This is a genomic window from Planktothrix sp. FACHB-1365, assembly GCF_014697575.1.
Taxonomy (GTDB): Bacteria; Cyanobacteriota; Cyanobacteriia; order Cyanobacteriales; family Microcoleaceae; genus Planktothrix.
On record NZ_JACJSC010000004.1, the window covers coordinates 70,492 to 93,494 of the forward strand.

Genomic DNA, 23,003 nt, shown 5'->3' on the forward strand with positions numbered 1-23,003 from the left:
ATCTTTACCGAAGACCCATAATCTGTAACTATATTCAGATTAAGCCTTGTGGGGATGATCCCCTTCTGGTAAAATCAGAAACAAAAGTTAGTATTAAATACTTAGCTTGCCTGAGTGCAAGGCCTTCTGTCAGTCGGGAGTCTGTTCACTACCATAAGTTGAGGTTTACTTTACCTTCAGATGAGGTGAGGACTCGACAATGCTGGCGTTGGTGATAGTTTTAATACTCAAAATTCAATGATTAAATTGTCAACAGTTTCTTTTAGGTTAGAGGAAGATGGGAAATAAGCCGGATCGCGTGGTTTTAATTGGCGTTGCTGGAGATTCCGGGTGCGGAAAATCAACATTTTTACGTCGAATAACAGATATCTTTGGAAAAGATTTTGTGACGGTTATCTGTTTAGATGACTATCATTGTTTAGATCGAAAGCAACGTAAAGAAACCGGAATTACGGCTCTAGATCCTAGAGCTAATAATTTTGATTTAATGTATGAGCAAATCAATGCTCTTAAAAATGGTGTCTCTATTGATAAACCCATTTATAACCACGAAACTGGCGAGATCGATCCCCCCGAACGGATTGATCCGAATCATATTATCGTGATTGAAGGGTTACATCCGTTATATGACGAACGGGTGCGAGCACTGCTAGATTTTAGTGTTTATCTCGATATCAGCGACGAAGTTAAAATTTCGTGGAAAATTCAGCGTGACATGGCAGAACGCGGTCATCGTTATGAAGATGTTCTCGCCGCTATTAATGCCCGTCGTCCTGATTTTGAAGCTTATATTGACCCCCAAAAGAAATATGCTGATGTGGTGGTTCAAATTCTGCCCACAAATCTGATTGCTGAAGATAAAGAACACAAAATCCTGCGGGTGCGTCTGGTACAGAAAGAAGGGGTGGAAGGACTCGAACCCGCCTACTTATTTGATCAAGGATCTACAATTCATTGGACACCTTGCGGACGCAAACTCACCTGTTCTTATCCGGGTCTAAAAATGTATTATGGCCCTGATAACTACTACGGAAATGAAGTGTCTATCCTCGAAGTCGATGGTCAATTCGATAACCTTGATGAAATGATCTACGTCGAAGGACACTTAAGCAACCTGTCTACAAAATACTATGGGGAAATGACCCATCTGCTCCGCGAACACCAAGAGTATCCCGGTTCCAATAATGGTAGTGGATTATTCCAGGTGTTAGTTGGCTTGAAAATGCGCGCAACTTATGAGCGCTTAGTTGGAGTTACTGAAAAAGTAGCAGCAACTGTCTAAGTTTTTGACGGTTAGCGATTAACTCAAACCAACATAACGCGGGATAAACCGATCTCGCGTTATTTTTTATCTTAATTTTAGATTAGAAAGCCCAGCGCTATAACATATTTATTAATCTCAAACAGAAAGTCGGTTTCTAACATTTAGCTGTCTCCCCAGAAACCGGGTTTCTAAAGTTATCTTGATTAATAATAACTAATCTCACAGAGAAACCCGGTTTCTCAGATTTAGCTGTCTCCCCAGAAACCGGGTTTCTGAAGTGTTCTTGATTAATAATAATTAACCTCAAACAGAAACCCGGTTTCTCAGATTTAGCTGTCTATTAATGCTAATTTTTTTAAAGCCTGAGTAGCGGCTTGCTTTTTTGCATCTCTCTTATTTTTAGCTTGTCCCTGACCATAAACATGACCATTGACTTGAACTCCCATAACAAAAACTTTATCATGATCATCCCCAACTTCTTGAATCACAATATAGTCAGGATTTTGTTTGTGTTTAATGATAGCCCACTCTTGAAAACGATTTATTGCATCCGGTAAAATGTTAGAAGAGTTAGCCTCAATTTTGATTGTTTCTAATTGTTCTAACAGCGGAACAACAATTTAGGATCTTGAAATGGAATTAGATCTAAAAGTTCTTTTAATTGCTCTCTAATTTTCTGATCTCCTTGAGAAATATTAGATTGATTTGAATGAGATTTTTCTTGAATCAGAAGTTTTAAGACAATTTGTTTGTGTACATCAACCTGTTTTTCCTGTTGTTCAGCACCAATTTTAACCAGTAACCGATGGATACTATCTAACGCACGAAAAGTGTCATCTGCTGAAAAATAATTATTATGCGCCCATTTATTTCGGACTTCAATCAATTCATTGACTAAACCTCTTTCGGGGGATAAGTATGTTTTGAAAACTTTATCCCATCGTTGATTAATAATACTTAATAATACAGAAACATCTTGAATAATTTCTTCATCGCTGCGATTAGAATTATTTTTATTCGAGATGCAAACTTTCACCTGAGAAAACCAAGCATTGCCATAAATTGATCTCATCTTTTCCTCAACGTAAGGAGACAAAACTTGACTTAATAAACTTAAGCATTGACCAATTCTTTCATTGTTGCTGAGTTTCATATTAACTTCATCCTTTTTCTCTAAACTGGATAACAACAAAAAAGCCACACCTATCTGTGCTGGAAAACAGCTTGATACTATAGGGTGAGTTAGCTTAGACTTTAACTACAACTCGACAATATTGGATTTCTGAAAAACTGATATTTTTTGGCTACCCCCAAATTTGATAATATGAGAAAGTGCGATCGCTATAATTCATGATGGAAAGTCAACCGAGGGAGATTGAACGTTATGTTACGTCAGAGGGTAAGATTCCGTTTACAGAGTGGTTAGAAGCAGTCCGAGATAGAACAGCAAGAGCTAAAATTAAATTCAGATTAGATCGAGTAGAGGAGGGAAATTTAGGAGATTATCGTTCTGTTGGTGACGGTGTATTTGAATTTAAAATTAATTATGGCCCTGGCTATAGGATTTATTTTGGACAAGTTGGGTTCAGCCTAATTTTATTACTCTGTGGTGGAGATAAAAGCACTCAGCAAAAAGATATTAAAAAAGCAAAAGAATATTGGAGAGACTACAATGCAAGACGTTAAAATTCCCATTAGTGATAGTTACCATAATTATTTAATTGAATCTCTTAAAGATCCAGAAGAAGCCGCAGCTTATCTTGAAGTTGCTTTAGAAGAAGGTAGCGATCAACCTCAATTATTAAAAAAAGTCATCAGCAATATTTTAGAGGCTCAGAGTCAATTAAATTATGGTTATGATTCTAATCAAATTAATCGAGAAAAACTTGATAAAGCTGTGGCGTTAATCAATTGTATTGCAATTTATGATTTTGTTGAATTAGTTAATCTTTTAGGTTTTAAAATCTCAATTCAGGTGAAAGAGGCAGAAAGAGAATGAAGGAGAACCAATGATAAAACTCCAGAAACCGGGTTTCTGAAGTTATCTTGATTTGTAATAATTAATATAAAGGAGAAACCCGGTTTCTCAGATTCTAGTCTGGGCGGGTTCTAAAAGATTAGAGGAAAATTAGGAATGGTAATGTTTCTTAAGGCAGAGCTATAGCATCAGATTTTTTATTATAACTTCAGGTTTCAGAATTCATCAATTTAGAAAAATAAAATTTCATCTAACAGACCAATCCTCTAAAGCTATCTGTATTATACTGTCTACCGAAGCAAAATCTGAAGCATCAATAGGTCTTAGCTTTTGACGAGACTTCATATATTTCCGATAATTAATATAATAATCCTGAAAACTTTTATAAACTTTATTGATCCCTGTTGTTATTAAAGGATAATTTAAGTAAGAAGGATTATCTTTATAACAAAAAGTATATAAATCTTCAAATTTATCAACATTAATATAATCCTCAGTATATATTCTAATTGTGGTTACTACTTTAACATTCTTGTATTTTCTAGGAAAGAGAGTGGGTAAATAAACATATAATGATAATTTATCCTGTAATTTTTTAGCTTCAGGATCATACATAAAAGACACGCAAGTTTTATCAGCTAATAGCTCTCCCTTTTTATTAAACTTAGCAAAACTCATTTCTTTAGAAGAATAATTATATTGAGTATGCAAGCTTATATCAGGACTATAGGATAATATTTTTTGTGTAATCGCTAAAACTCTTTCTCTAATTTCAGGTTTATCTAATAAATATCCCTGGATAAAGGAGGGTAAACGCTCGAATAATGAATCTTCTATTATTTCAATTTCAACTTTTGATAAAATTCTGTTATCAATATTTTTCAAAACCAAATAATATTCATTATTATATTGCTTTACTTCATAAGTCAATAACAAGCAATCAGGAATTACCCTTTTAGCATAATCAATTGTTGAACTATTAAACTGTGCAGCAATAGCAATTAGAAGAAATTTTTGACTAAAATCAATCTGTTCAAAATAGCCCCCTTGGGGATATTCTTGCCTTAAGAATTCTGCATATCTTAAAAGTTGGTCTATACTGGCTTTCCCTCCTCCTTTTTTAAGCTCTAAAATTGCTAATCTACCTTCCGAGTTAGCTCCTAATATATCAGAACGGTTTTGTTTATTAATACAATACTGCCTTTTAACCGGATCTAAATTTAGTAAGGGTTTGAGATGTAACCAGACAAATTCTTCGAGTAATGCTTCCGACTTTAGCAAAAATTTTCCCCTGGACTGCCTTAACATAATTTTCCAAACAATCACCTATTCTATATTATAGATTAGCGATCACTTTCCTTTAAAACAATACAAACCTTAACTTCAGACTCTAACCGATCTTCTAACTGCTCTTTTGCTAACTCTAAATCATAAGTAACTTGAACATTTAACCAAAATCGTTCTGATAGTCCAAAATATTTCGATAATCTTAAAGCGATATCTGTGGTAATGGCAGATTTTCCTAGAATAATCTCATCAATTTTGAGCAAAGGAATATGAATATCCTCTGCTAACTGTTTTGGGATAATCTCCATCGGTTTCAAAAATTCTTCTAATAGAATTTCGCCGGGATGAACTGGATCTAACTTAGGTTCTCTCATAATTTTATAATAGGGAATAGGGATATTGATTAAATGTGATGGGCATAGCCCATCCTACTTTGAGGAATGCTGTTTTAACACCTGTTTTAAATAAATTCCAGTGTAAGATTTAGCATTTTTAGCAATATCTTCTGGGTTTCCTTCAGCAATAATTTCACCACCTTTATCTCCTCCTTCTGGCCCTAAATCAATTACCCAATCTGCACACCGAATGACATCTAAATTATGTTCAATCACTAAAATCGAATTACCTTTATCTACTAACCGTTGTAACACATTTAATAATTGATGCACATCATAAAACGATAAACCCGTTGTCGGTTCATCAATTAAATATAACGTTTTCCCCGTTGCGCGTTTAGATAATTCTGACGCTAATTTAACCCGTTGTGCTTCTCCTCCTGATAACGTTGGTGCAGGTTGTCCTAAACGAATATAGCCTAAACCAACATCCACTAACGTTTGTAATCGACTCGCCGCCCTGGGGATATTTTCAAACACTTCTAAAGCGGTTTCTACAGGCATATTTAACACATCTGCAATCGAATATCCTTTATATTTCGCCTGTAACGTTTCCCGATTATATCTCGCGCCTTTACACACTTCACACTGAACATAAACATCAGGTAAAAAGTTCATTTCAATAATATTAACTCCCTGTCCACCACAAGCTTCACAGCGTCCGCCTTTAACATTAAACGAAAATTGTCCCGCTTTATAACCTCTAGCTTTAGCTTCAATGGTTGCTGTAAACACCTCTCGAATAATATCGAAAACTCCGGTATAAGTTGCAGGGTTAGATCTGGGAGTTCGACCAATAGGAGATTGATCAATTACAATCACTTTATCCAATGCGTCTAACCCTTCTACTGTTTTTAAATCTTTAGGAAAGGGAACTTTTCGGGTAAAATGATGTTGTAATGCAGGATAAAGTAATTCATTCATTAAAGTTGATTTTCCTGAACCCGAAACCCCCGTAATACTCACCAATTTTCCTAATGGAATTTCAACAGTAATGTTTCTTAAATTATTGCGACTGGCGTTAACTAATTTAAGGCTTTTTCCATTCCCTATTCGGCGTTCTGTGGGGGTTTCTATTTTCTTCCGTCCTGACAGATAAGCACCTGTTAAAGAAGGTTCTGATTTTAACAAGATCTCTAAATTTCCTTGCGCCACAATTTCACCACCATGCACGCCCGCCCCTGGCCCAATATCAACTAAATGATCCGCCGCCCGAATCGTTTCTTCATCATGTTCAACTACAATTAAGGTATTACCTAAATCGCGTAATTTAATTAACGTATTTAAAAGTTTAGTATTATCCCGTTGATGTAACCCAATACTCGGTTCATCTAAAACATACAAAACCCCCGTTAATCCGGCGCCAATTTGAGTGGCTAATCGAATTCGTTGGGCTTCTCCGCCTGATAACGTTGATGCGGTTCGAGCTAAGGTTAAATAATCTAATCCTACATCGAGTAAAAATTGTAATCGGGCTTTAATTTCTCGCAAGACTAATTCAGCAATTTTCGCCTGTCTTTCTGTTAGGTTTAACTGATTAATTCGGTCTAAACAGTCCCGAATCGAAACTGCTGTTAATTGATGAATGTGATATTGTCCGACACGCACCGCTAAGGCTTCCGGTTTTAATCGTTTTCCTAGACAAACTTCGCAAGGTTGATCAATTAAATATTGTTCTAATTTCTGCTTTTGTAATTCCGAAGCGGTTTCCTGATATTGACGTTGTAATAACGGAATTACCCCGATATAAGGACGATAATATCCTTTGTTTTCAGGGTAGCGAGAATCGGTTTCTATTAAAATCGGTTCCTCTGAACCATAGAGGAGAATCTGTTGCTGTTCTTGGGTTAATTGATGCCAAGGAGTGGTAATCTCAAACCCAAAAGCTTGACCTACACTATGCAGAATTGATAAATAATAGGAATTATCCTTTTCTGACCAAGGAGTAATAGCAGTATAAACGGGTTGAGTTAAATCAGGAACAACTAACTCAGGCGCAAAGGTTCTCAAATGTCCTAAACCATGACAACTCGGACAAGCACCAAAGGGAGAATTAAAAGAAAATAACCGAGGGGAAAGTTCTTCCATCACCGCCCCATGTTCAGGACAAGCGAAATTCTCAGAAAAAACCAATTGTGATGAAATAGATGAAGCTTCCAAATTTTCGGTTTCTACTTCGTAAGAATTATCGCTATTTTCAGCAACTTTTTTATCTCCAGATCTTGCAATTTTTGAGTCAGTTGATATATACTTATTATTAGCTCGCGACGCGGATACCTTGTTGGATGTATCATCTAATACCTCTATCACCGCAATTCCACTGGATTGCTTTAAGCAGGTACTCAAAGAATCCGCTAGACGTTCCTCTAGTCCTGGCTTTTTAATTAAGCGGTCAATGACGATTTCAATGGTATGGGTATAATTTTTATCTAACTCAATGTTTTCGGACAGGTCAAAAATCTCAGAATTGACCCTGACGCGAACAAATCCTTGAGACGCTAAACTGGACAAAAGTTTACGGTGTGTTCCCTTTTTCCCCCGCACCACAGGCGCGAGAATCATGAATTTAGTACGGTCGGGGAGTTCCATAATCCGATCGCACATTTCATCAATCGTTTGAGGCGCAATATTGCGATCGCAAATCGGACAATGGGGTTCACCCGCACGACCAAACAGCAACCGCAAATAATCATAAATCTCCGTAACCGTCCCGACGGTAGACCGAGGGTTATGGGAGGTTGATTTCTGGTCAATGGAAATAGCCGGACTCAACCCTTCAATAGCATCCACATCGGGTTTATCCAGTTGTCCGAGAAATTGGCGCGCATAAGCACTCAGTGATTCCACGTAGCGGCGTTGACCTTCGGCGAAAATGGTATCAAAGGCTAAGGACGATTTACCCGAACCAGAAACCCCTGTAAATACAATTAAGCGATCGCGCGGTAATTCTAAGTCAATATTTTTCAAATTATGTTGTTTCGCACCCCGAATGCGAATTCGGTTGGGGGTGTTGTTGGGATAGGGTAGGGGGTCAGAAAGTGATGTTGAGTTCACTGCATTTCAAGTCGTACAGTCCTTAATTATCTTAGCGTTATCGTAGATTTATTGAGGATGAGAATGTTGGGTTAGGTTTAATTCAGGAGCTAATCAGTTTATCTAGCGTGTGACTAATTTACCTTGACTTTGTGCTGCTTGAATCACAGTACGGTTAGCCGTAAAAACCCGAATAGTAGGTACTGTAACGTAATCACCATCATCAGTAATGACGTTAACTATTCCTTCCTTCTCCATCGTTTCCAAAATAAATAAATCATACCCGTCTAATGATTGAGTTTGAAAACGATTTAAAGCTGCATCTGTTATTGATTCGTCAAGGGTAAGATTGATAGGAACAGCCATCTGTTTGATTGAACTCCAAACTGATTTTACTTCAGCAACCACCCTAGATCGTTCTACTGAATAATTATGCCGATATTCTTTAGGTTTAACAGTTCCAGATGTACCATTAAAAATGTCTAGTTCTGCTTTTTCTATCAGATGAGCTAATTCTGCTAAGGAGAATCCTGAATAGCATAGCAATGATTTTAGAGAAACAGAGTTCATGATATAAGAATAGTAGTCCCTGATTTGGTAAGTACGAGGAGGAGAGTTAGTTAGGGTTGCACGAGAATACAATAGCCAGTACCAAACATTAGTATCAACAAGAAAAGTATCCTCTGGTTTGGGTGAGTCAGACCGGATATTAACGACTTCTGCCTGAATTGTATAGTTAATTGACATTAGAGAGAAACAGATTGTTCGGTTAATACCCGATCTACAGATTGCCGTAAATTCTCATCTGAATAATAACATTTTGCATTCTCCATCACTAGCTGGAGTGTCTGCTGACTGATTGGATTCAGATTTGATATTTTCAAAAGATGATTGAGAGTATCAGGTTGAATATCTTTAAAAAGTTGCCCAAGCGCAAAATTTAGAAACGGTGGAATGCAAATCTTGACTCCTGTAAAATCTAATTCTACAGGACGGTTTGCTATTAATTTAGGATAAATCAGGCGATATACTTTTTGACCCTGATCAGGAGTCATACAAAATTCACCAATAATTTGATGAATTTTATAACTATTTAAAGAAAAAGACGAAACCAAACGGGTTAAACTCCGGTTTTCAGGTTCTTCAATCTTTTCTGTTGATTTAACAACTGTTAATAGATATTGATGATTAGATGATCTTGATGCTAAATAAGACTGTTCGTATAAAGCTGGATATCGTCTATTTAACCTTGAGTTTGATCGATATCCAATATCTCTTACCAAAATACCATAATTGCTTTGAGACTGTTGTTCTTCGGATTCATAATTAACAGCTACTTCACTAATTTTTATCGTGGTAGTTGTAGTTGTATTTTCTTTAGATAAAATAGAGTGTGCAGAGTTAATTACTGTCATTTTATACTCCTCCATACGTTGTCCTGCATATCTTGGCTCGTCAAAGCAACAAAACTTTGAATAATATATTGATGAGCTAAGTCAAACCATTCCTGCATCGATTTTTGTGATTGATCAGAACCAATTCCACGAGCATTGAGTTCAAAAACAAATACATTTTGATTATCTTCTTCTCGGATTCCATTGCGAATGGATAGGTGTAATCGACCTATTTGATCAGGTAATAATAATGAAGTTCGCCAGTTAATCGCTTCAAGTTCAGGAAGTTGATCAAGGTTTATTTTCAAAGAAAAGTTAGGAAAAATTTGATCAATATCTTCAATCCTGTTCCATCTTTCTCCTTGTTCAATATGGTTGACATAAGTAAGTTCATACTGTCGGGGAAGAATTATTCCTAAATTATTTTCTTTAAGAAATTCTTCAAAGGTTGATAAATGGTTTTGAAAGGTTTTGATAACAGTTTTATATCGAGGATAGGTATCCTCAGATTCTATCTTTCTCCAATTATGTAGCAAGCGATCTCGCTGAAGTTGAATAACTTTGTTACCGTTAGTTTCTATAAACCAGATTCTCGGTGTTGGTGGGATTTCAGAAAAAACAACATTGATATCCGGTGATTCGTCAAAAAATTCTATAGCTGGTGCTAAAGGAGGAAGTTCCTCGCATTCGGGGTACTCGTGTTTAAATTTCTGCCACAGCAAGCCAATGTGAGGCGTTAGTAGCAATTGTAGATCCTGAAACAAAATGCCACAAACGACCTCCACCACAGGCGGGTTTTCGTATCCTAGAAAAGATTGGGTATTTACGATTGTCACCTCACTTACTCCCGATATCTAGGGTCTGAATTAGATTTTAGCTTATTGGGGCGAGTTGCCCTTGCTTCTATTATCCTTTGATTGCAATACTTTTACAACTCCCCATAGATTAAGGTTGTTGTGGAAGTATAAGCAACAACCAAGAATTAAAACCTGTTGATGTAGTATATCAGATTTGATATAATTAAAGGATGAATCAGCAGAATAAACCCCTAATATCATTTCTAGGTAGAACCTAGAAACGAGGGGAAGAGGGGAGTTTAATGTTAGTGGAAATTAAGTTAGCCTTAAGTCGGAATTTAAAAGAACGTCGTCAAAAGTTGATGACGCAAGCAGAGTTAGCTGGGAAAATTCATTCTAGCCAACCGCGTATTGTTAAAGCAGAAAATGGGGATGCTTCAGTTTCTATTGAGTTATTAATTAAGGCAATTTTAGCGACAGGTACAATTCCCCAAGACATCGGAGATGTAATTTGTAGCATAGGGTCATTAAGAATATAGAGAGCGATCGCATCATTCAACAACAGGAGGGAAATTAATGACAGAAACCAATTCTAAAGATGTTCTCGCTTTTCTGGATACAATTATTCCTGATACTCCAGAAATGCAACTCATAGAAAGGCAGGAATTATTTAGATTAACGTTAACTCAAGTCATGCGAAATTTACGGAAAAACTTAGGGTTAACTCAAGGGGAATTAGCAGAAAAAATGGGAGTGACTCAAAGTTGGGTTTCTAAGTTAGAAAGTGCCAATAATGATCATGCTTTTGAGTCTGTGTTAGCTTATTTAGATGCGTTGGGTGCAGATTTCGAGGTCACGATTTTACTCAAGGGTAAAAAAGTCGCGGTTATTCCGGCGTTATTGAGAATGACACCAGAAGAATTTGAAGCATCACTATCAACAGTATTAGATGTTTCTGAAGAATTAGAAAATAATTATCAAAATATTAATACGTTAAAAGAGGATAAAATTACCTGTAGGTTGAGTTAAATTCAATCAGCCTAATTATTTAGGTAAAAAAATACTATTATGAATCAAGGGAAAAGAAAGCGTTTAGAAGCTAAAGGTTGGAAGAGGGAAAAATGACAATTATTGTTAATCAGGAGATTTTGGCTATGTTTGTTAAAGGGATTAAAAGAGGAAAAATTATTGAGTTATTGGAGGAAGTCGATTTTCCTGATAATCAAGAAATTTTAGTAGAAATTAGAGAGATTAATGATTTTTGGTCAGCGTTACAAGATTTTAGAAAAAGGGTAAATTTAGAAAGTATTGATGATGATACTTTTGAGGATTTACGGGACAAATCACCGGGGAGAGAGGTTGATTTATGACTCTTAAGTATTTACTAGACACTAATATTTTATCAGAGGCTAAACGTCCTCAACCTAATCATAACGTAATGGAACAGCTAAGGTTATGTAAACGGGAAATAGCAACCGCTACTTTAGTCATTCATGAGTTATTCTTTGGGTGTTTTCGGCTTCCTGAGTCGAAAAAACGTCAAGATTTAGAGGATTATATCAACAATGTGATTTTAGCACAACTCCCTTTATTCAATTATGATTTAAAATCAGCACAATATCATGCACAGGAAAGAGCAAGGTTATCTAAGGTCGGTAAAAGTCCTGCTTTTACTGATGGTCAAATTGCTTCTATTGCGTTTACGAATAATTTAATTTTAGTCACTAATAATGTCTCTGATTTTCAAGACTTTGATGGATTGAAAATAGAAAATTGGTTTGATTCTCTTTAAAGGGATGGTTTGACTATTGGAGTTCAATGGAGCGATCGCCTCTAGCGTTGCGTTGCCCATCACATGATTCAATAACAGGAGAGAAATTAATAAGAGATTAGACAATTCATAAAGTGTCATGTTATACTAGAACCAGCTTTAGCAGTATGGTAAGTTAACAACAGTTAATTAAATGCAGAACAATCAAAAATAGGAGATCATTGTGATGTTGCGGAAAGTGGCAATGCTATTATTAGCAGGTTTAATTGCGTTTTTAGGTATCGTGGTGAATATCAAGCCTGTCTATGCCTCTCCATTAGGTGATTTGGCTAATGCAGGCTCATCAGTGAGCAATAGAGTTAGTGAAATAACTCAACAAGCTATGAACTCAGCAACAAGATGCTACTACAATACTCCAGATAATGCCATCGAAGAAATTAGTTGTAATGCGACTAAAGATTGGGCAACAGATTTTATAAAAGTAGGTATGCTTGTCGGGACTTGCTATCTCGTTGATGGAGCAGCCTCTTTTGCTTTCCCCCCTGCTATCGCATTAGAAACCGTGTGTGCCTCCTTTGGTGCTCTGGGTCAAGGTATAAAAGGAGCCTTGAATGAAGGTTTACGAGTCATTCACCCTTAAGTTTTATATCAACACTCATTAATCATTAAATTGATCGGCGATTTTGCCTAGTTCCCAGGTTCTACCTGGGAATATTTGATCAGAGGCTCCGCCTCTTGTTAAAGGTGGCAGAGCCACACAAATATCATTTCTAGGTTTTACCTAGAAACGAGGGTAGTTTTAGGAGGCGATCGCTATTATCTTAGCGTTACCATTGGGATTTGGGAGTTGTGGATTTAAAAAGGGACTGTTACTATAGTATGAAATAGTGAAAATTAAAATAATAAAATACAGGTTCAAAACATGGAAATCAATATTGATAATACAATCTTATCTGTAAAGTCTGAAAAGCCTTTTCTAACAAGTCATGAACTTCAGCAGTTTATGGAATGGTTAAAATCAAATGAAACTGTCTTGGAAGCAGCTAAGTATTTAGGGGAGTATGAAAAACTCATTATTGAAAATACAATTCGATCTTTAAACAAGAGCCATCCCGATTTATTTTTAACTTCCAAGAGGGAGGAAAAAATAACTTGTGATATCAGTTCTTATCTACATTTAATTGCATATTCTGTAGTAGTCAGTGATAAAACAGCATTAGGTGAAGCTTTAAAACCCAATATCCTTGATACGTTATCTTTATCTCCTAGCTGCTTAATTGAAGCTCTCAATTTAATTAAAAATAATATTTTTCTTAAAGAAGATGCAAAACAAGAGATTTTAGAATCTATCGACTATGCTATACAAACGATTATTGAAAAAGACAAAAGCAAGAATTTAGAAAATGAGAATGATCAGGTTCCTTTTTGGCAAAAAATCATAGAAATTGGTACAACTGTTTCTCAAGCAGAATGGGAAAAATTACCGAAAGATTATTCTAAAAACTTTGAACATTATCTGTATGGGGCTGCTAAAGATTCATGACGTTTATTTTCTTGGATACTTCATATTTACAAGCTTTAGCTAACCCCAGTGATGATCTGCATCAACGTGCTATAGAAGTAACAGAAAGGCTGGGTGCGTTTGTTCCTGTTACCAGTGAAATGGTACTGACGGAACTTTTGAATGCTCTATCAAGCAAAGGTCAGTATTTGCGACAAATCGCATTTGAGATTACAACTGAATTACAAGATGATTCACAGGTTGAAATCGTTCTTCAAACCAGCGAATTGTTTAAAAGTGCTGTTAAATTTTATAGTCAAAGATTGGATAAAGGTTACAGCTTAACAGACTGTGCTTCAATGTTGATTATGCGTCAAAAAGGAATTCAAGATATTTTGACTTATGATAAACATTTTCTGCAAGAAGGGTTTAAGGCTTTGCTTAGATAATAAGATAACCTTTAGAGGGTATTATAGCAAGAAATAAGAGCGATCGCTATTTTAAACTGTTCTGGCTTTCTTTTATTCCGGTAAAAATTCAGAGGATAAAATCTCGATTAAGGTATAGGGACAAGTTTCGGGAAATAAAGATAACCCCGTTTCTCTTTCCGCGCTCAGAGTAGCTAAAGGATAAACATCTTCTATCGCTTCAGTCAAATTAGGTTGAAGACTAGGGTTTTTTTGTAGAAGTTTTTCTAGCCGGAGGCGTTGCTCTTTAATTGTTAATTGCCAACTTCGAGAGCGTAAGTTAGGCTGGAATTGCCATTTTAATAAGTGCATAATTAACAGTTCTAATCGACTTTCTAATTGTCGTTTTTCAGAGCGTCCCATGTCTTCTATTTCTTCAGCAATATTTTGCCAATCGATTTGATGAAGTTGTCCGGTTTTTAATAGCTGTACTTGTTCCTGTGTCCAAGCATAAAAGTCTGTTTCATGGGTCGTTGAGTTCATAGTTTTCCTATAATTAAAGGTAATAGGGGGACTGTGAATATTGCAGAATTAAGTTCATTTATGATTCTAACAGAGTTGATTCAGAGGGTAAAAAATGCTCATCTAAAACCTGTTCAATGCTAAAAGGAGGAAGTTCGGGAAACATTTCTAAGGGTAATCCTGTTTCATCAGCCGCATTCGCTCTGGCTAAAGTGTAACATTCTAAAAAAATATCTTGCGGATAGGATTTTAAGCTTGGACTTTCTTGAATGCGTTTGTGAATTCCCCACCGACTATTGCGAATTGAACCTCTCCAACTCCCACTTCGATGTCCGGGTTGATATTTCCATTTTAATAGATGCAATAATAGTACATTGAGATAAGATTCTATGGCTCGTTTTTGGCTTTTCCCCATTGATTCGATTTCTTCGACTAAGTTCGGAATATCCAGGTCAGAAAAACGACCTTCTGCTAGGAGGTAAGCCGTTTCGTTTAACCATTGGTAATAGTCTTTTTCGTACAAATTTGTATTCATTGTTTAACTCACGAGTTTTTCAACAGATATCTCAATCTCAGGAAAAGCTAAGGGGGTAATATTTCCTTGATTAATAATTTTTTGACTCAAATAAATATTATTTTCAGGTTCTCGAAATATGATTAATTGTTTTTGGGATAAATCTAAAACCCAATATTCAGGGATGAGAGCTTGAGCATAAATTGATAATTTTAATTCTAAATCTTTTTTTAAACTACTTTTAGCCACTTCAATTATCCAATAGATATCCTCAGCATAAGGATGATGATCTTTATAGGTTGACTTCGGCAGTCGAACAATGGCAATATCCGGTTCAGGTTCAGAATTTGACAGGGTAATGGGGCCATTAAAACGAACATGAGCTTTACTCGCTAACAATGTTTGTAAGTATTGTGTACCTTCCTCTGCCGTATAATAATGAATGGGAGTTTCTGGACTCATTTCAACGATTTCACCTGCTAATAGTTCGACATTGCGATCGCACAAAATCCCCGCATCAATCATCTGATGATAATCCTCTATAGACCATTTTGCTAACATCTTCATAACAGAATTACTTATTTTTGTTATAGAGTTGAGTTGTTTCTATAGTAACATTTTTTTAGGGAGTTGCCACAAATTGAATAATTGTATACAATTAAAAGAAAAATATTGCTTTATTTTACTTTATCTATCCAGTCTTTAATTCGCTGTTCTAAATTCGCCAAATCTTCTGGGCAAAGTTGGCGTAACCGTTGATAATTTCTTGCCGCTTCTTCCCCCATAATTCTTCGACCCTCTCCTGGGGTTTCTAACAAATTTTTTTGTTGAGCTAAAGGGAAAAAATACATTTCTTTTGGATGTTCTTCTTGACGGACTTCCTGCCATTTCCATTCCGAAGGTAAATCATATCCAGCTAATACCCATACCTCTATTTCTTGCCAAGCATTTTCCGCTAAAAGTAAACTCTGACGAGATGTTAAAATTTTTGCTGCTTCTTGTTCTAGTTTGTTTAACGCTTGTTTTCGTCCCCCTTTCCCATCACGGTCAACACATAATATAAATAAATCAGCTTTTCCGCGATACTGTTCAATAATAGCTAATATATTTTCAAGTTTTAAAGCTTCATTAACTCCACCTAATAGGGGATCTTGGCAAACTTGAACCTGAGCTTTTATTTTCCCTAAGTTTGACATCATTGCTTTGATAATGGGTTTGAGCATATATTGATCTTTACGGAAATCTTCAGGAATAACTAAAACTTTCATAAACTATTCCTCCTCCTGAGAAAATTCCATAATATTTTCTAACCATCCTGACTCATGGAGACGAGCTAAACTTTGTTCTTTAATTAAAGTTTCTGTTTCTGGGGAGATATCAAAAATTCTTTTAATTTTGGCATCGGGTTGATTTTCTAAGCGATAAGTTAAAGAGGTATTTTGTAAAGTCTCATAACTTAATAATCTTAGCAGTTGCGAGGAATGGGTTGTGGCAATAATTTGCAAGTTAGTTTGTTTAACACGAGTTTCAATTAATTCTATGAGAAGATGTAAACGGGTGGGATGAAGACCGTTATCTAATTCTTCCAAGAAATAACAACTAAAATTAGGTAAATCATCAGATTCATTAAATAAGGCTGCAATGATAGCTAAAAATCTTAAAGTTCCATCGGATGCACTAATAATTGGGATTTTTTGACCATTCGCTTCTATTAATACCAGTAAGATTTTACCCGTTATATCTGTAACAAATTCTAAATCCGTCGCATCCATTGGGGTTAATGCTTTTAACCATTCTAATACAGCGATTTTACGGGTTGGATTTTCACAAATTGCTTGTAATACTGAAGATAAGTTTTCTCCACGATCTCCTAAAATATTTTGACCTGGGTTAGAGGGTCTTCGCATCGCATCAGGAAATAAATCTAAGAATTGTAAATTAATGAATTCGCCTGAAACTTCATTAATGTAAAAATCTATATCGTGAGAAATACTTTCATTTATTTTATTTTCAGTAAAGATGTTCTTTATTAAATCGCTATCCATCAGTAGGGGTTTATCGGCTTTTGTTGGAAATTCTATGATTTTCTTAGTTTCTGAATTCTCATATATCTGAAGTAACATTTTTCCAGAATTATTAGGTAAATTCTCAATTTTAAGTTTAAGAGATTTTTCATAATATAAACTTTCCTCTATAACTTTAGGCTGTTTACCATTAATTCCTGGATTAACTTCTAGGCGATAGATTAATTCATATTCATCTTGAGTTGTAAAAATAAAACTTCCTTCTTCATCACATTCAAATTCTTCAGGAAAATATAAAGTGACTTCTATAGCAAAAGTTGGAGAATTTTGAAAAGTAATGTTTTGTTTTCCTCCTCTAATACCTTCCCATTCTAAAAAACCTCCTTGTCCCCACTTTTCTCCTAATATTTCAGCTAAATTATAACCTCGACTAATTCCATGTAAAAAACGTAAAGCGTCACCGATATTACTTTTTCCTGTGGCATTAGTCCCCACTAAAATTGTAAAATTACCCAAAGTTAATTCGGCTTCTTTGAAATTTTTAAATCGTTCTAAACGTATTTTTTTTAGCATATAGCGAATCAAGTTTGTATTTAGTTAATTATTGATAATATTTTCTAATGTAAAATTAGTTCCATACAGTACATTATAACCTTTAATAACATCTTCTAACGTCACTAATTCTTGACCATTTTGCTCAATCACAACTTTCTCGCCCTCGTGTTCAACACGACTCAAAAGTTCTGAAAAATTCCCTTGAATTTCGGTAACATCAACGTTAGTCATTTTTAACTCCCCTTGAACTTGATCAAAACTTTAGCGTAAGATGATATTAATTTTAACCGCTAAAATCAAGAAATAAGTCTATAAAACCTTAACCTAACCTATGACGTTAACATCCTCAGTAGAATTTTTAGATGAATTTGACATTGTTGTGGTCGGTGCTGGACATTCAGGCTGTGAGGCGGCGCTGGCTTCCGCGCGGTTGGGATGCCGTACCCTGCTGTTAACCTTAAATTTGGATAAAATTGCTTGGCAACCCTGCAACCCGGCTGTTGGAGGCCCTGCTAAGTCTCAACTCGTCCATGAAGTTGATGCTTTGGGTGGGGAAATTGGCAAAATGGCCGACCGTACCTATTTGCAAAAACGGGTGCTGAATATTTCTCGTGGCCCTGCGGTGTGGGCGTTACGCGCTCAAACCGATAAACGAGAATACGCCGCCGTGATGAAAAATATTATTGAAAATCAGGATAATTTAACTGTCCGAGAAGGGATGGTAACGGATTTAATTTTAGGTAAAAATCAAGAAATTATTGGGGTTGAAACTTATTTTGGAGTTGCTTTTAAATGTCAAGCTGTTATTTTAACAACGGGTACATTTTTAGGGGGAATAATTTGGGTTGGAAATAAATCAATGGCGGCTGGACGGGCGGGAGAATTTGCAGCTATTGGGTTAACAGAAACTCTCAACCGTTTAGGCTTTGAAACGGGACGATTAAAAACCGGAACTCCGGCGCGAGTTGATAAACGGTCTGTAGATTATTCTAAGTTAGAACCGCAACCGGGAGATACAGAAGTGCGGTGGTTTAGTTTCGACCCAGACGTTCAAATTGAACGGGAACAAATGTGTTGTCATTTGACTCGAACGACTGCCGAAACCCATCGAATTATTCGAGAAAACTTGCATTTATCTCCGGTTTATGGCGGTTGGGTAGATTCAAAAGGCCCCCGTTATTGTCCGAGTATTGAAGATAAAATTGTTCGGTTTGCGGATAAAGAAAGTCATCAAATTTTTATTGAACCGGAAGGTCGAGATATTCCTGAGTTGTATATTCAAGGATTTTCGACGGGTTTACCAGAAACATTGCAATTGCAAATGTTAAGAAGTCTTCCAGGGTTAGAAAATTGTGCAATGTTACGTCCAGCCTATGCGGTGGAATACGATTATTTACCTGCAACTCAATGTTATCCTACGTTGATGACGAAGAAAATTGAGGGGCTATTTTGTGCGGGACAAATTAATGGCACAACGGGCTATGAAGAAGCAGCAGCGCAAGGTTTTGTCGCCGGAATTAATGCGGTAAGATTTGTTAAACATCAACAGATGGTTGTATTTTCCCGTGAACAAAGTTATATCGGCACGTTAATTGATGATTTGTGTACCAAAGATTTGCGAGAACCCTATCGAATGTTAACAAGTCGGTCTGAATATCGGTTATTATTACGGTCTGATAATGCCGATGAACGGTTAACGCCCTTGGGTCGAGAAATTGGGTTAATTGATGACCGTCGTTGGGAGTTATTTCAACGGAAGCAAGAGAATATTATTGCTGAAAAAGAGCGGTTATACTCGACTCGAATTAAGGAAAATGATTCGGTGGGAATTGCAATTTTTAATGATACCCAACAAAAAATTAAAGGGTCAATTACCTTAGCGGATTTATTGCGTCGTCCAGGGTTCCATTACGTTGATTTAGAAAAGTATAATTTAGGCAATATTAATCTTAATCAACTGGAGAAAGAAGGAACAGAAATCGAGATTAAATATTCAGGGTATCTGCAACGCCAACAAAACCAAATTGACCAAGTGAGTCGCCAGTCAAATCGTTCATTACCTGAAGATTTGGACTACATGAAAATTGAAACTTTATCTATGGAGGCACGAGAAAAGTTAATGAAAGTTAAACCGTTAACGGTGGGTCAAGCGTCGAGAATTGGGGGGGTTAATCCTGCTGATATTAATGCGTTATTGATTTATTTAGAAGTGCGAAATCGTCAACATCAGGTGAGTCTTAATTCTTAAAGTTCACTGATTTTTGATAGTAAGTTTAAATCAGTTGTACATCAGTCTGAAAATCCAATTCAGTGTAGGGGCGAGGCGCGCCTCACCCCTAGCCAAAACTTGGGTATTGTTTAGAATTAATAATTGGGTTCATTATGATTGTACAATTCATTTAGACTGGCTATACTCTAAGAAACTTCGAGAATAAAGACATTGATTTTTTTGACATCTTCTTTAGAAATGTTTTGACTATTTAATAATTTGGGCAATAACTCCAGTCGTTCTTCAAACGTTGCTTGAATTTGCGGATAACCCTGAAGTTGTTGGTCAACTGGTAAACTACGACTGGGTAACTGTTCTACTTGTTGATAAATCTCATCACTTAAGGCTTTTCCTTTGATTTTCCATAGGGTACAGAGATATAAACATCCGAGTAAATTTGTAGCAACTTGAGGTTTATTTTCAGATTTAACAAGTTGATTTAAAGCGAATTGAGCAGCTTTTTCAACGTCTTCAAATTGAGGTTTCCATTCTTCAGTTTGACCCGGACTCATTAATCGTCCTAACGCCCAAGCTGCTTTTTCACGCTGTCCAATATGGGGACTGGTTTTGATAACATGATGCAAAATATCCAGACTATTTTCTGTGGGTTTACCACATTTAGCTAAGGAATTGAGAAAGGATAAAGCTTGGGGTTGTTGTTGATAGCGTCGAAAAGCTATAATTAGATGTTGGTCAAATCCTCTCCACAGTAATTTTCCTGGGGTTTCTGCAATATCAGTAAATAAAGTATTAGAAAGTTGATGTAACCCGGTTTCAAATTTTTGTTTAATCCATCGTTGATATCGCGTTTCTAAACCCGATGCTAGACTGTCATCGGTGCTGATGGTTTCAAAAATTTCAGTTAATCCGCGAACCGCCATTAAGGTTTTAATCCCAGATGTGGATGTTTCTAAGATTTGACCCGATTCTAACCATCCTAATAAATGATGAATAATTTCTTGGCGATTTTCGCAGGTTTTTGTTCTGATTCTTAACTCCCTAAATCGGTCTTGAAAGTGACCATTATTCCAGTTATTATTCAGGCTTTTTGCTAACGCCTCCCACTCAGGAAATTTAACTCGAATCCCTGGAATAATAGCTTGTCCGGCTCGTTTTCGGTCAATGGTGGGGATTGTAATTTCTGCTTCAGAAAAACTAGAGGTCGAAGGACAAGTCTCCTTAGTTTTTTCTTTGTTAGGGATTGAAACAATTTCCGAATCAACAGCTAATTTAAAACGCCCCCCTGATTCTGAAATTAAAGTTAATAATAATCGTTCATCAAAGGTATACTCAATTTCCATATCCAGTAAACAGCCCGGAGATAGATTAGCTTGTTTAATCTCTTCAAAATTAACTTGACGTTGGCGTTGTAATTTCGTATTAACATTGGGTTTATTTCCCATTCCAACCCAAATATTAAACCCTAGATAACCGCTTTCTTGATTGGGAAGTTTAAACCCTTTAAATATTGTTTTATAGGGATATTTTTGCCCTTGCTTAATTAATAAACGTAAGTTATGTTCGCCTTTATCAGAGACTTCTAAATGAATATTGGTGGGATTAATGCGATCAACGGATTTTAAAGCTCCTGCTGCATAAAGGGCGGCTCCCCGTGCGACGGCTACATCCGGTTGATTTTCTTCTAAAAGGGGAACTTTACCAAAGAGTTTCCCTAAGCGTTCTCGAATGGGTGGAAAATAAGTCATCCCTCCATTTAATAAAATAAAATCAATGGGGGGAATCTCACCTAAATTTTGTTTTGCTTTGAGCAAAACTTCTAATATAGGAACGACAAATGTATTGAATCGATCCGTAAATGGAGATTCATTAAACGCTGTTTCAGGATTGAGGGTTTCCAGAAGATCTAAACTCAGATCTTCACAGAGTAAAGGAGATAAAATCTCCTGCATTTTCTTACTACTAATATAGTAAAGAATGGGACAGTCCCCATTTAAAAATCCTCCTTGGAAAGAATACTGAAAATTTTGCTTTTGACTGGAATAAGTGTACTCACTTCCCCAGGTTTTCTTAAATTTTTCTGCATAAACTTCCAGTTCATATCGGAGTTTTTTTCGTTCGCCTTCGGGCAAGTTTTTAACATTAGGAGCATTTTGCAGAATATAATCTGCAATTAATTGATCAACAATATCACCTCCGACACGGGTACGGGAACCAATAGCAAGATCCTGAATAATAAATTCAGCCTTGCTTTGATTCCATTGAATATTATGTAAGGTAATATCGAGGGTGCCTCCTCCCAAATCATAAACCAAGATATTGCAAGGTTGATTCAAATCAAAAACTTGATGAATTTCTCCTTTTTGAATGCGATAAAGAAAGTCATATAATGCCGCTTGAGGTTCGGCTAAAAGTACAATTTCTCCTTCTTCCCATCCCGCTAAGATAGCAGCTTTTCGAGTAGCTTCAATCGCATCAGATTCATAGGAAGCCGGATGAGTAATGACAACTCCCTGCATTTCGTTATATCGCTTGGTTAATTCATTTCGACAGTGTAATAGGATTTTAGAAGCCGCTTCTTCTGGTAAAATATTTCCTGAACTGAGTTGATAAGTAAAGGATTTATTATCGATAGAAACACCCATATTATGTTTCCAAGACAGAATAGTTTTATCTGAAAAGGCATAATATTGTGTTTTAATATGTTGCCCTACTTCAGCTTCTGTTTTAGAATTAAATCGGATATGGGAAGGAATCATGGATTGATTGAATAGTGATCCTTGTTCATTTTTAATCGGGATTGAAAGTTCTGTAGCTGTCCATTGTTGAGTCACTAAATTCAAATTTGCTCTGGCAATGACGGTATTAGTTGTTCCTAGATCAATTCCCATATAAATAGGTTGTATAATTCCCTGTAACAATCTGACATGATCGGCAGTTTCTCGCAATTGATTCCCGATTTGATTACCAATAACAAGGGTTTTTATGCCTTTTAATTTTAAGTCTCTAAATAATCGTGCATAACCATTATCATTACTGACAATTGCAATCAGTTTAATATCAAATTTAGGGTTTTCAATCAGTTCACGGGTGGTTTGAATAATTAAATGATCCACTTCTTGGGGAACGGTTGCCAGTCCAGGGGTTAATTCAAATCGATACTTAAATTCACGAAAAGCATTGCCATAGGCGGTTAAAACCGCAGGAGTATTACAAAAGGCACGGCGTTCAATTAAGGTTCCATACTCAGCACATAACGTTTCAATTTCCGATAATTGAGGTTTGATATTATCTAAATCTAATAAAACAGCAATATTGTTCATAATTCACCTTA

26 protein-coding genes are annotated in these 23,003 nt (G+C 36.1%); 11 read left to right on the plus strand and 15 right to left on the minus strand.

Going from position 1 to position 23,003, the window contains the following annotated elements; translation table 11 throughout:
• Positions 1 to 277: 277 nt before the first annotated feature.
• Positions 278 to 1,282: a phosphoribulokinase gene (locus H6G57_RS07740; protein WP_190517419.1), complete on the plus strand. Its 1,005-nt coding sequence runs from the start codon at positions 278 to 280 to the stop codon at positions 1,280 to 1,282.
• A gap of 311 nt (positions 1,283 to 1,593) precedes the next feature.
• Here H6G57_RS07740 and H6G57_RS07745 read toward each other — a convergent pair whose 3' ends face one another.
• Positions 1,594 to 1,884, minus strand: a complete 291-nt coding sequence (locus tag H6G57_RS07745; RefSeq protein ID WP_190517658.1) for a putative dsRNA-binding protein — start codon at positions 1,882 to 1,884, stop codon at positions 1,594 to 1,596.
• Entirely contained in the window at positions 1,866 to 2,465 is a 600-nt protein-coding gene (locus H6G57_RS07750) for a Swt1 family HEPN domain-containing protein (RefSeq protein WP_206756688.1), read from the minus strand. Before H6G57_RS07750 ends, H6G57_RS07745 begins: the two co-directional genes overlap by 19 nt.
• 152 nt (positions 2,466 to 2,617) lie before the next feature.
• Between H6G57_RS07750 and H6G57_RS07755 the strand changes: the two genes are divergently transcribed.
• On the plus strand, positions 2,618 to 2,950 hold the full coding sequence (locus H6G57_RS07755; protein ID WP_190517660.1) for a type II toxin-antitoxin system RelE/ParE family toxin: 333 nt from the start codon (positions 2,618 to 2,620) through the stop codon (positions 2,948 to 2,950).
• Positions 2,937 to 3,263, plus strand: coding sequence for a DNA-binding protein (locus tag H6G57_RS07760; protein WP_190517423.1), 327 nt, complete (start codon positions 2,937 to 2,939; stop codon positions 3,261 to 3,263). Before H6G57_RS07755 ends, H6G57_RS07760 begins: the two co-directional genes overlap by 14 nt.
• Positions 3,264 to 3,488: 225 nt before the next feature.
• On the opposite strand, the gene H6G57_RS07765 is transcribed toward H6G57_RS07760, so the two are convergent.
• The 6 genes from H6G57_RS07765 to H6G57_RS07790 all read right to left on the minus strand — a co-directional run bounded on the left by H6G57_RS07765 (position 3,489) and on the right by H6G57_RS07790 (position 10,187).
• A complete protein-coding gene (locus H6G57_RS07765) occupies positions 3,489 to 4,550 on the minus strand; it encodes an endonuclease NucS domain-containing protein (protein WP_190517425.1) in 1,062 nt (353 codons plus the stop codon).
• Between the two features lie 35 nt (positions 4,551 to 4,585).
• On the minus strand, positions 4,586 to 4,903 hold the full coding sequence (locus H6G57_RS07770; RefSeq protein WP_190517426.1) for a HigA family addiction module antitoxin: 318 nt from the start codon (positions 4,901 to 4,903) through the stop codon (positions 4,586 to 4,588).
• Positions 4,904 to 4,957: 54 nt separating this feature from the next.
• Positions 4,958 to 7,978, minus strand: coding sequence for an excinuclease ABC subunit UvrA (uvrA, locus tag H6G57_RS07775; protein WP_190517428.1), 3,021 nt, complete (start codon positions 7,976 to 7,978; stop codon positions 4,958 to 4,960).
• A 102-nt stretch (positions 7,979 to 8,080) separates the two neighbouring features.
• The gene (locus H6G57_RS07780; RefSeq protein ID WP_190517430.1) at positions 8,081 to 8,704 is read right to left on the minus strand and encodes a PIN domain-containing protein; all 624 of its coding nucleotides are present in this window, start codon (positions 8,702 to 8,704) and stop codon (positions 8,081 to 8,083) included.
• Entirely contained in the window at positions 8,704 to 9,372 is a 669-nt protein-coding gene (locus H6G57_RS28900) for an STAS-like domain-containing protein (protein WP_242048900.1), read from the minus strand. Before H6G57_RS28900 ends, H6G57_RS07780 begins: the two co-directional genes overlap by 1 nt.
• Positions 9,369 to 10,187 (minus strand): TIGR04255 family protein, encoded by an 819-nt coding sequence (locus H6G57_RS07790; protein WP_190517431.1) that lies wholly within the window; start codon positions 10,185 to 10,187, stop codon positions 9,369 to 9,371. The genes H6G57_RS28900 and H6G57_RS07790 overlap by 4 nt, the downstream gene beginning before the upstream one ends.
• A 263-nt stretch (positions 10,188 to 10,450) precedes the next feature.
• Here H6G57_RS07790 and H6G57_RS07795 point away from each other — a divergent pair, with 263 nt between their 5' ends.
• From H6G57_RS07795 to H6G57_RS07825, 7 genes are all read left to right on the plus strand, one after another.
• A complete protein-coding gene (locus tag H6G57_RS07795; protein ID WP_190517433.1) occupies positions 10,451 to 10,687 on the plus strand; it encodes a helix-turn-helix domain-containing protein in 237 nt (78 codons plus the stop codon).
• A 37-nt stretch (positions 10,688 to 10,724) separates the two neighbouring features.
• Positions 10,725 to 11,177 (plus strand): helix-turn-helix domain-containing protein, encoded by a 453-nt coding sequence (locus tag H6G57_RS07800; protein WP_190517434.1) that lies wholly within the window; start codon positions 10,725 to 10,727, stop codon positions 11,175 to 11,177.
• Between the two features lie 92 nt (positions 11,178 to 11,269).
• Complete coding sequence (locus tag H6G57_RS07805; protein WP_242048901.1) at positions 11,270 to 11,518, plus strand: hypothetical protein; 249 nt, start codon at positions 11,270 to 11,272, stop codon at positions 11,516 to 11,518.
• Positions 11,515 to 11,940 carry a type II toxin-antitoxin system VapC family toxin gene (locus tag H6G57_RS07810; protein WP_190517436.1) on the plus strand — a complete coding sequence of 142 codons (426 nt, stop codon included), beginning with the start codon at positions 11,515 to 11,517 and terminating at the stop codon, positions 11,938 to 11,940. The genes H6G57_RS07805 and H6G57_RS07810 overlap by 4 nt, the downstream gene beginning before the upstream one ends.
• Positions 11,941 to 12,145: 205 nt before the next feature.
• On the plus strand, positions 12,146 to 12,559 hold the full coding sequence (locus tag H6G57_RS07815; RefSeq protein ID WP_190517438.1) for a hypothetical protein: 414 nt from the start codon (positions 12,146 to 12,148) through the stop codon (positions 12,557 to 12,559).
• A gap of 282 nt (positions 12,560 to 12,841) precedes the next feature.
• A complete protein-coding gene (locus H6G57_RS07820; protein ID WP_190517439.1) occupies positions 12,842 to 13,462 on the plus strand; it encodes a hypothetical protein in 621 nt (206 codons plus the stop codon).
• An 11-nt stretch (positions 13,463 to 13,473) separates the two neighbouring features.
• Entirely contained in the window at positions 13,474 to 13,869 is a 396-nt protein-coding gene (locus H6G57_RS07825) for a type II toxin-antitoxin system VapC family toxin (RefSeq protein ID WP_242048902.1), read from the plus strand.
• Positions 13,870 to 13,941: 72 nt separating this feature from the next.
• On the opposite strand, the gene H6G57_RS07830 is transcribed toward H6G57_RS07825, so the two are convergent.
• From H6G57_RS07830 to H6G57_RS07855, 6 genes are all read right to left on the minus strand, one after another.
• The gene (locus H6G57_RS07830) at positions 13,942 to 14,370 is read right to left on the minus strand and encodes a DUF29 domain-containing protein (protein WP_190517442.1); all 429 of its coding nucleotides are present in this window, start codon (positions 14,368 to 14,370) and stop codon (positions 13,942 to 13,944) included.
• 58 nt (positions 14,371 to 14,428) lie between these two features.
• A complete protein-coding gene (locus H6G57_RS07835) occupies positions 14,429 to 14,884 on the minus strand; it encodes a DUF29 domain-containing protein (RefSeq protein WP_190517444.1) in 456 nt (151 codons plus the stop codon).
• A 3-nt stretch (positions 14,885 to 14,887) separates the two neighbouring features.
• Complete coding sequence (locus H6G57_RS07840; RefSeq protein WP_190517445.1) at positions 14,888 to 15,430, minus strand: Uma2 family endonuclease; 543 nt, start codon at positions 15,428 to 15,430, stop codon at positions 14,888 to 14,890.
• Between the two features lie 110 nt (positions 15,431 to 15,540).
• The gene (locus tag H6G57_RS07845) at positions 15,541 to 16,131 is read right to left on the minus strand and encodes a hypothetical protein (RefSeq protein ID WP_190517447.1); all 591 of its coding nucleotides are present in this window, start codon (positions 16,129 to 16,131) and stop codon (positions 15,541 to 15,543) included.
• Positions 16,132 to 16,134: 3 nt separating this feature from the next.
• Positions 16,135 to 17,460 (minus strand): AAA family ATPase, encoded by a 1,326-nt coding sequence (locus H6G57_RS07850; protein ID WP_190517449.1) that lies wholly within the window; start codon positions 17,458 to 17,460, stop codon positions 16,135 to 16,137.
• 24 nt (positions 17,461 to 17,484) lie between these two features.
• Positions 17,485 to 17,673, minus strand: coding sequence for a type II toxin-antitoxin system Phd/YefM family antitoxin (locus H6G57_RS07855; protein WP_190517450.1), 189 nt, complete (start codon positions 17,671 to 17,673; stop codon positions 17,485 to 17,487).
• Positions 17,674 to 17,773: 100 nt separating this feature from the next.
• On the opposite strand from H6G57_RS07855, the gene mnmG reads away from it, so the two are divergent.
• Complete coding sequence (mnmG, locus tag H6G57_RS07860; RefSeq protein WP_190517452.1) at positions 17,774 to 19,690, plus strand: tRNA uridine-5-carboxymethylaminomethyl(34) synthesis enzyme MnmG; 1,917 nt, start codon at positions 17,774 to 17,776, stop codon at positions 19,688 to 19,690.
• A 167-nt stretch (positions 19,691 to 19,857) separates the two neighbouring features.
• On the opposite strand, the gene H6G57_RS07865 is transcribed toward mnmG, so the two are convergent.
• Positions 19,858 to 22,992: an Hsp70 family protein gene (locus H6G57_RS07865; protein WP_190517453.1), complete on the minus strand. Its 3,135-nt coding sequence runs from the start codon at positions 22,990 to 22,992 to the stop codon at positions 19,858 to 19,860.
• Positions 22,993 to 23,003 lie beyond the last annotated feature (11 nt).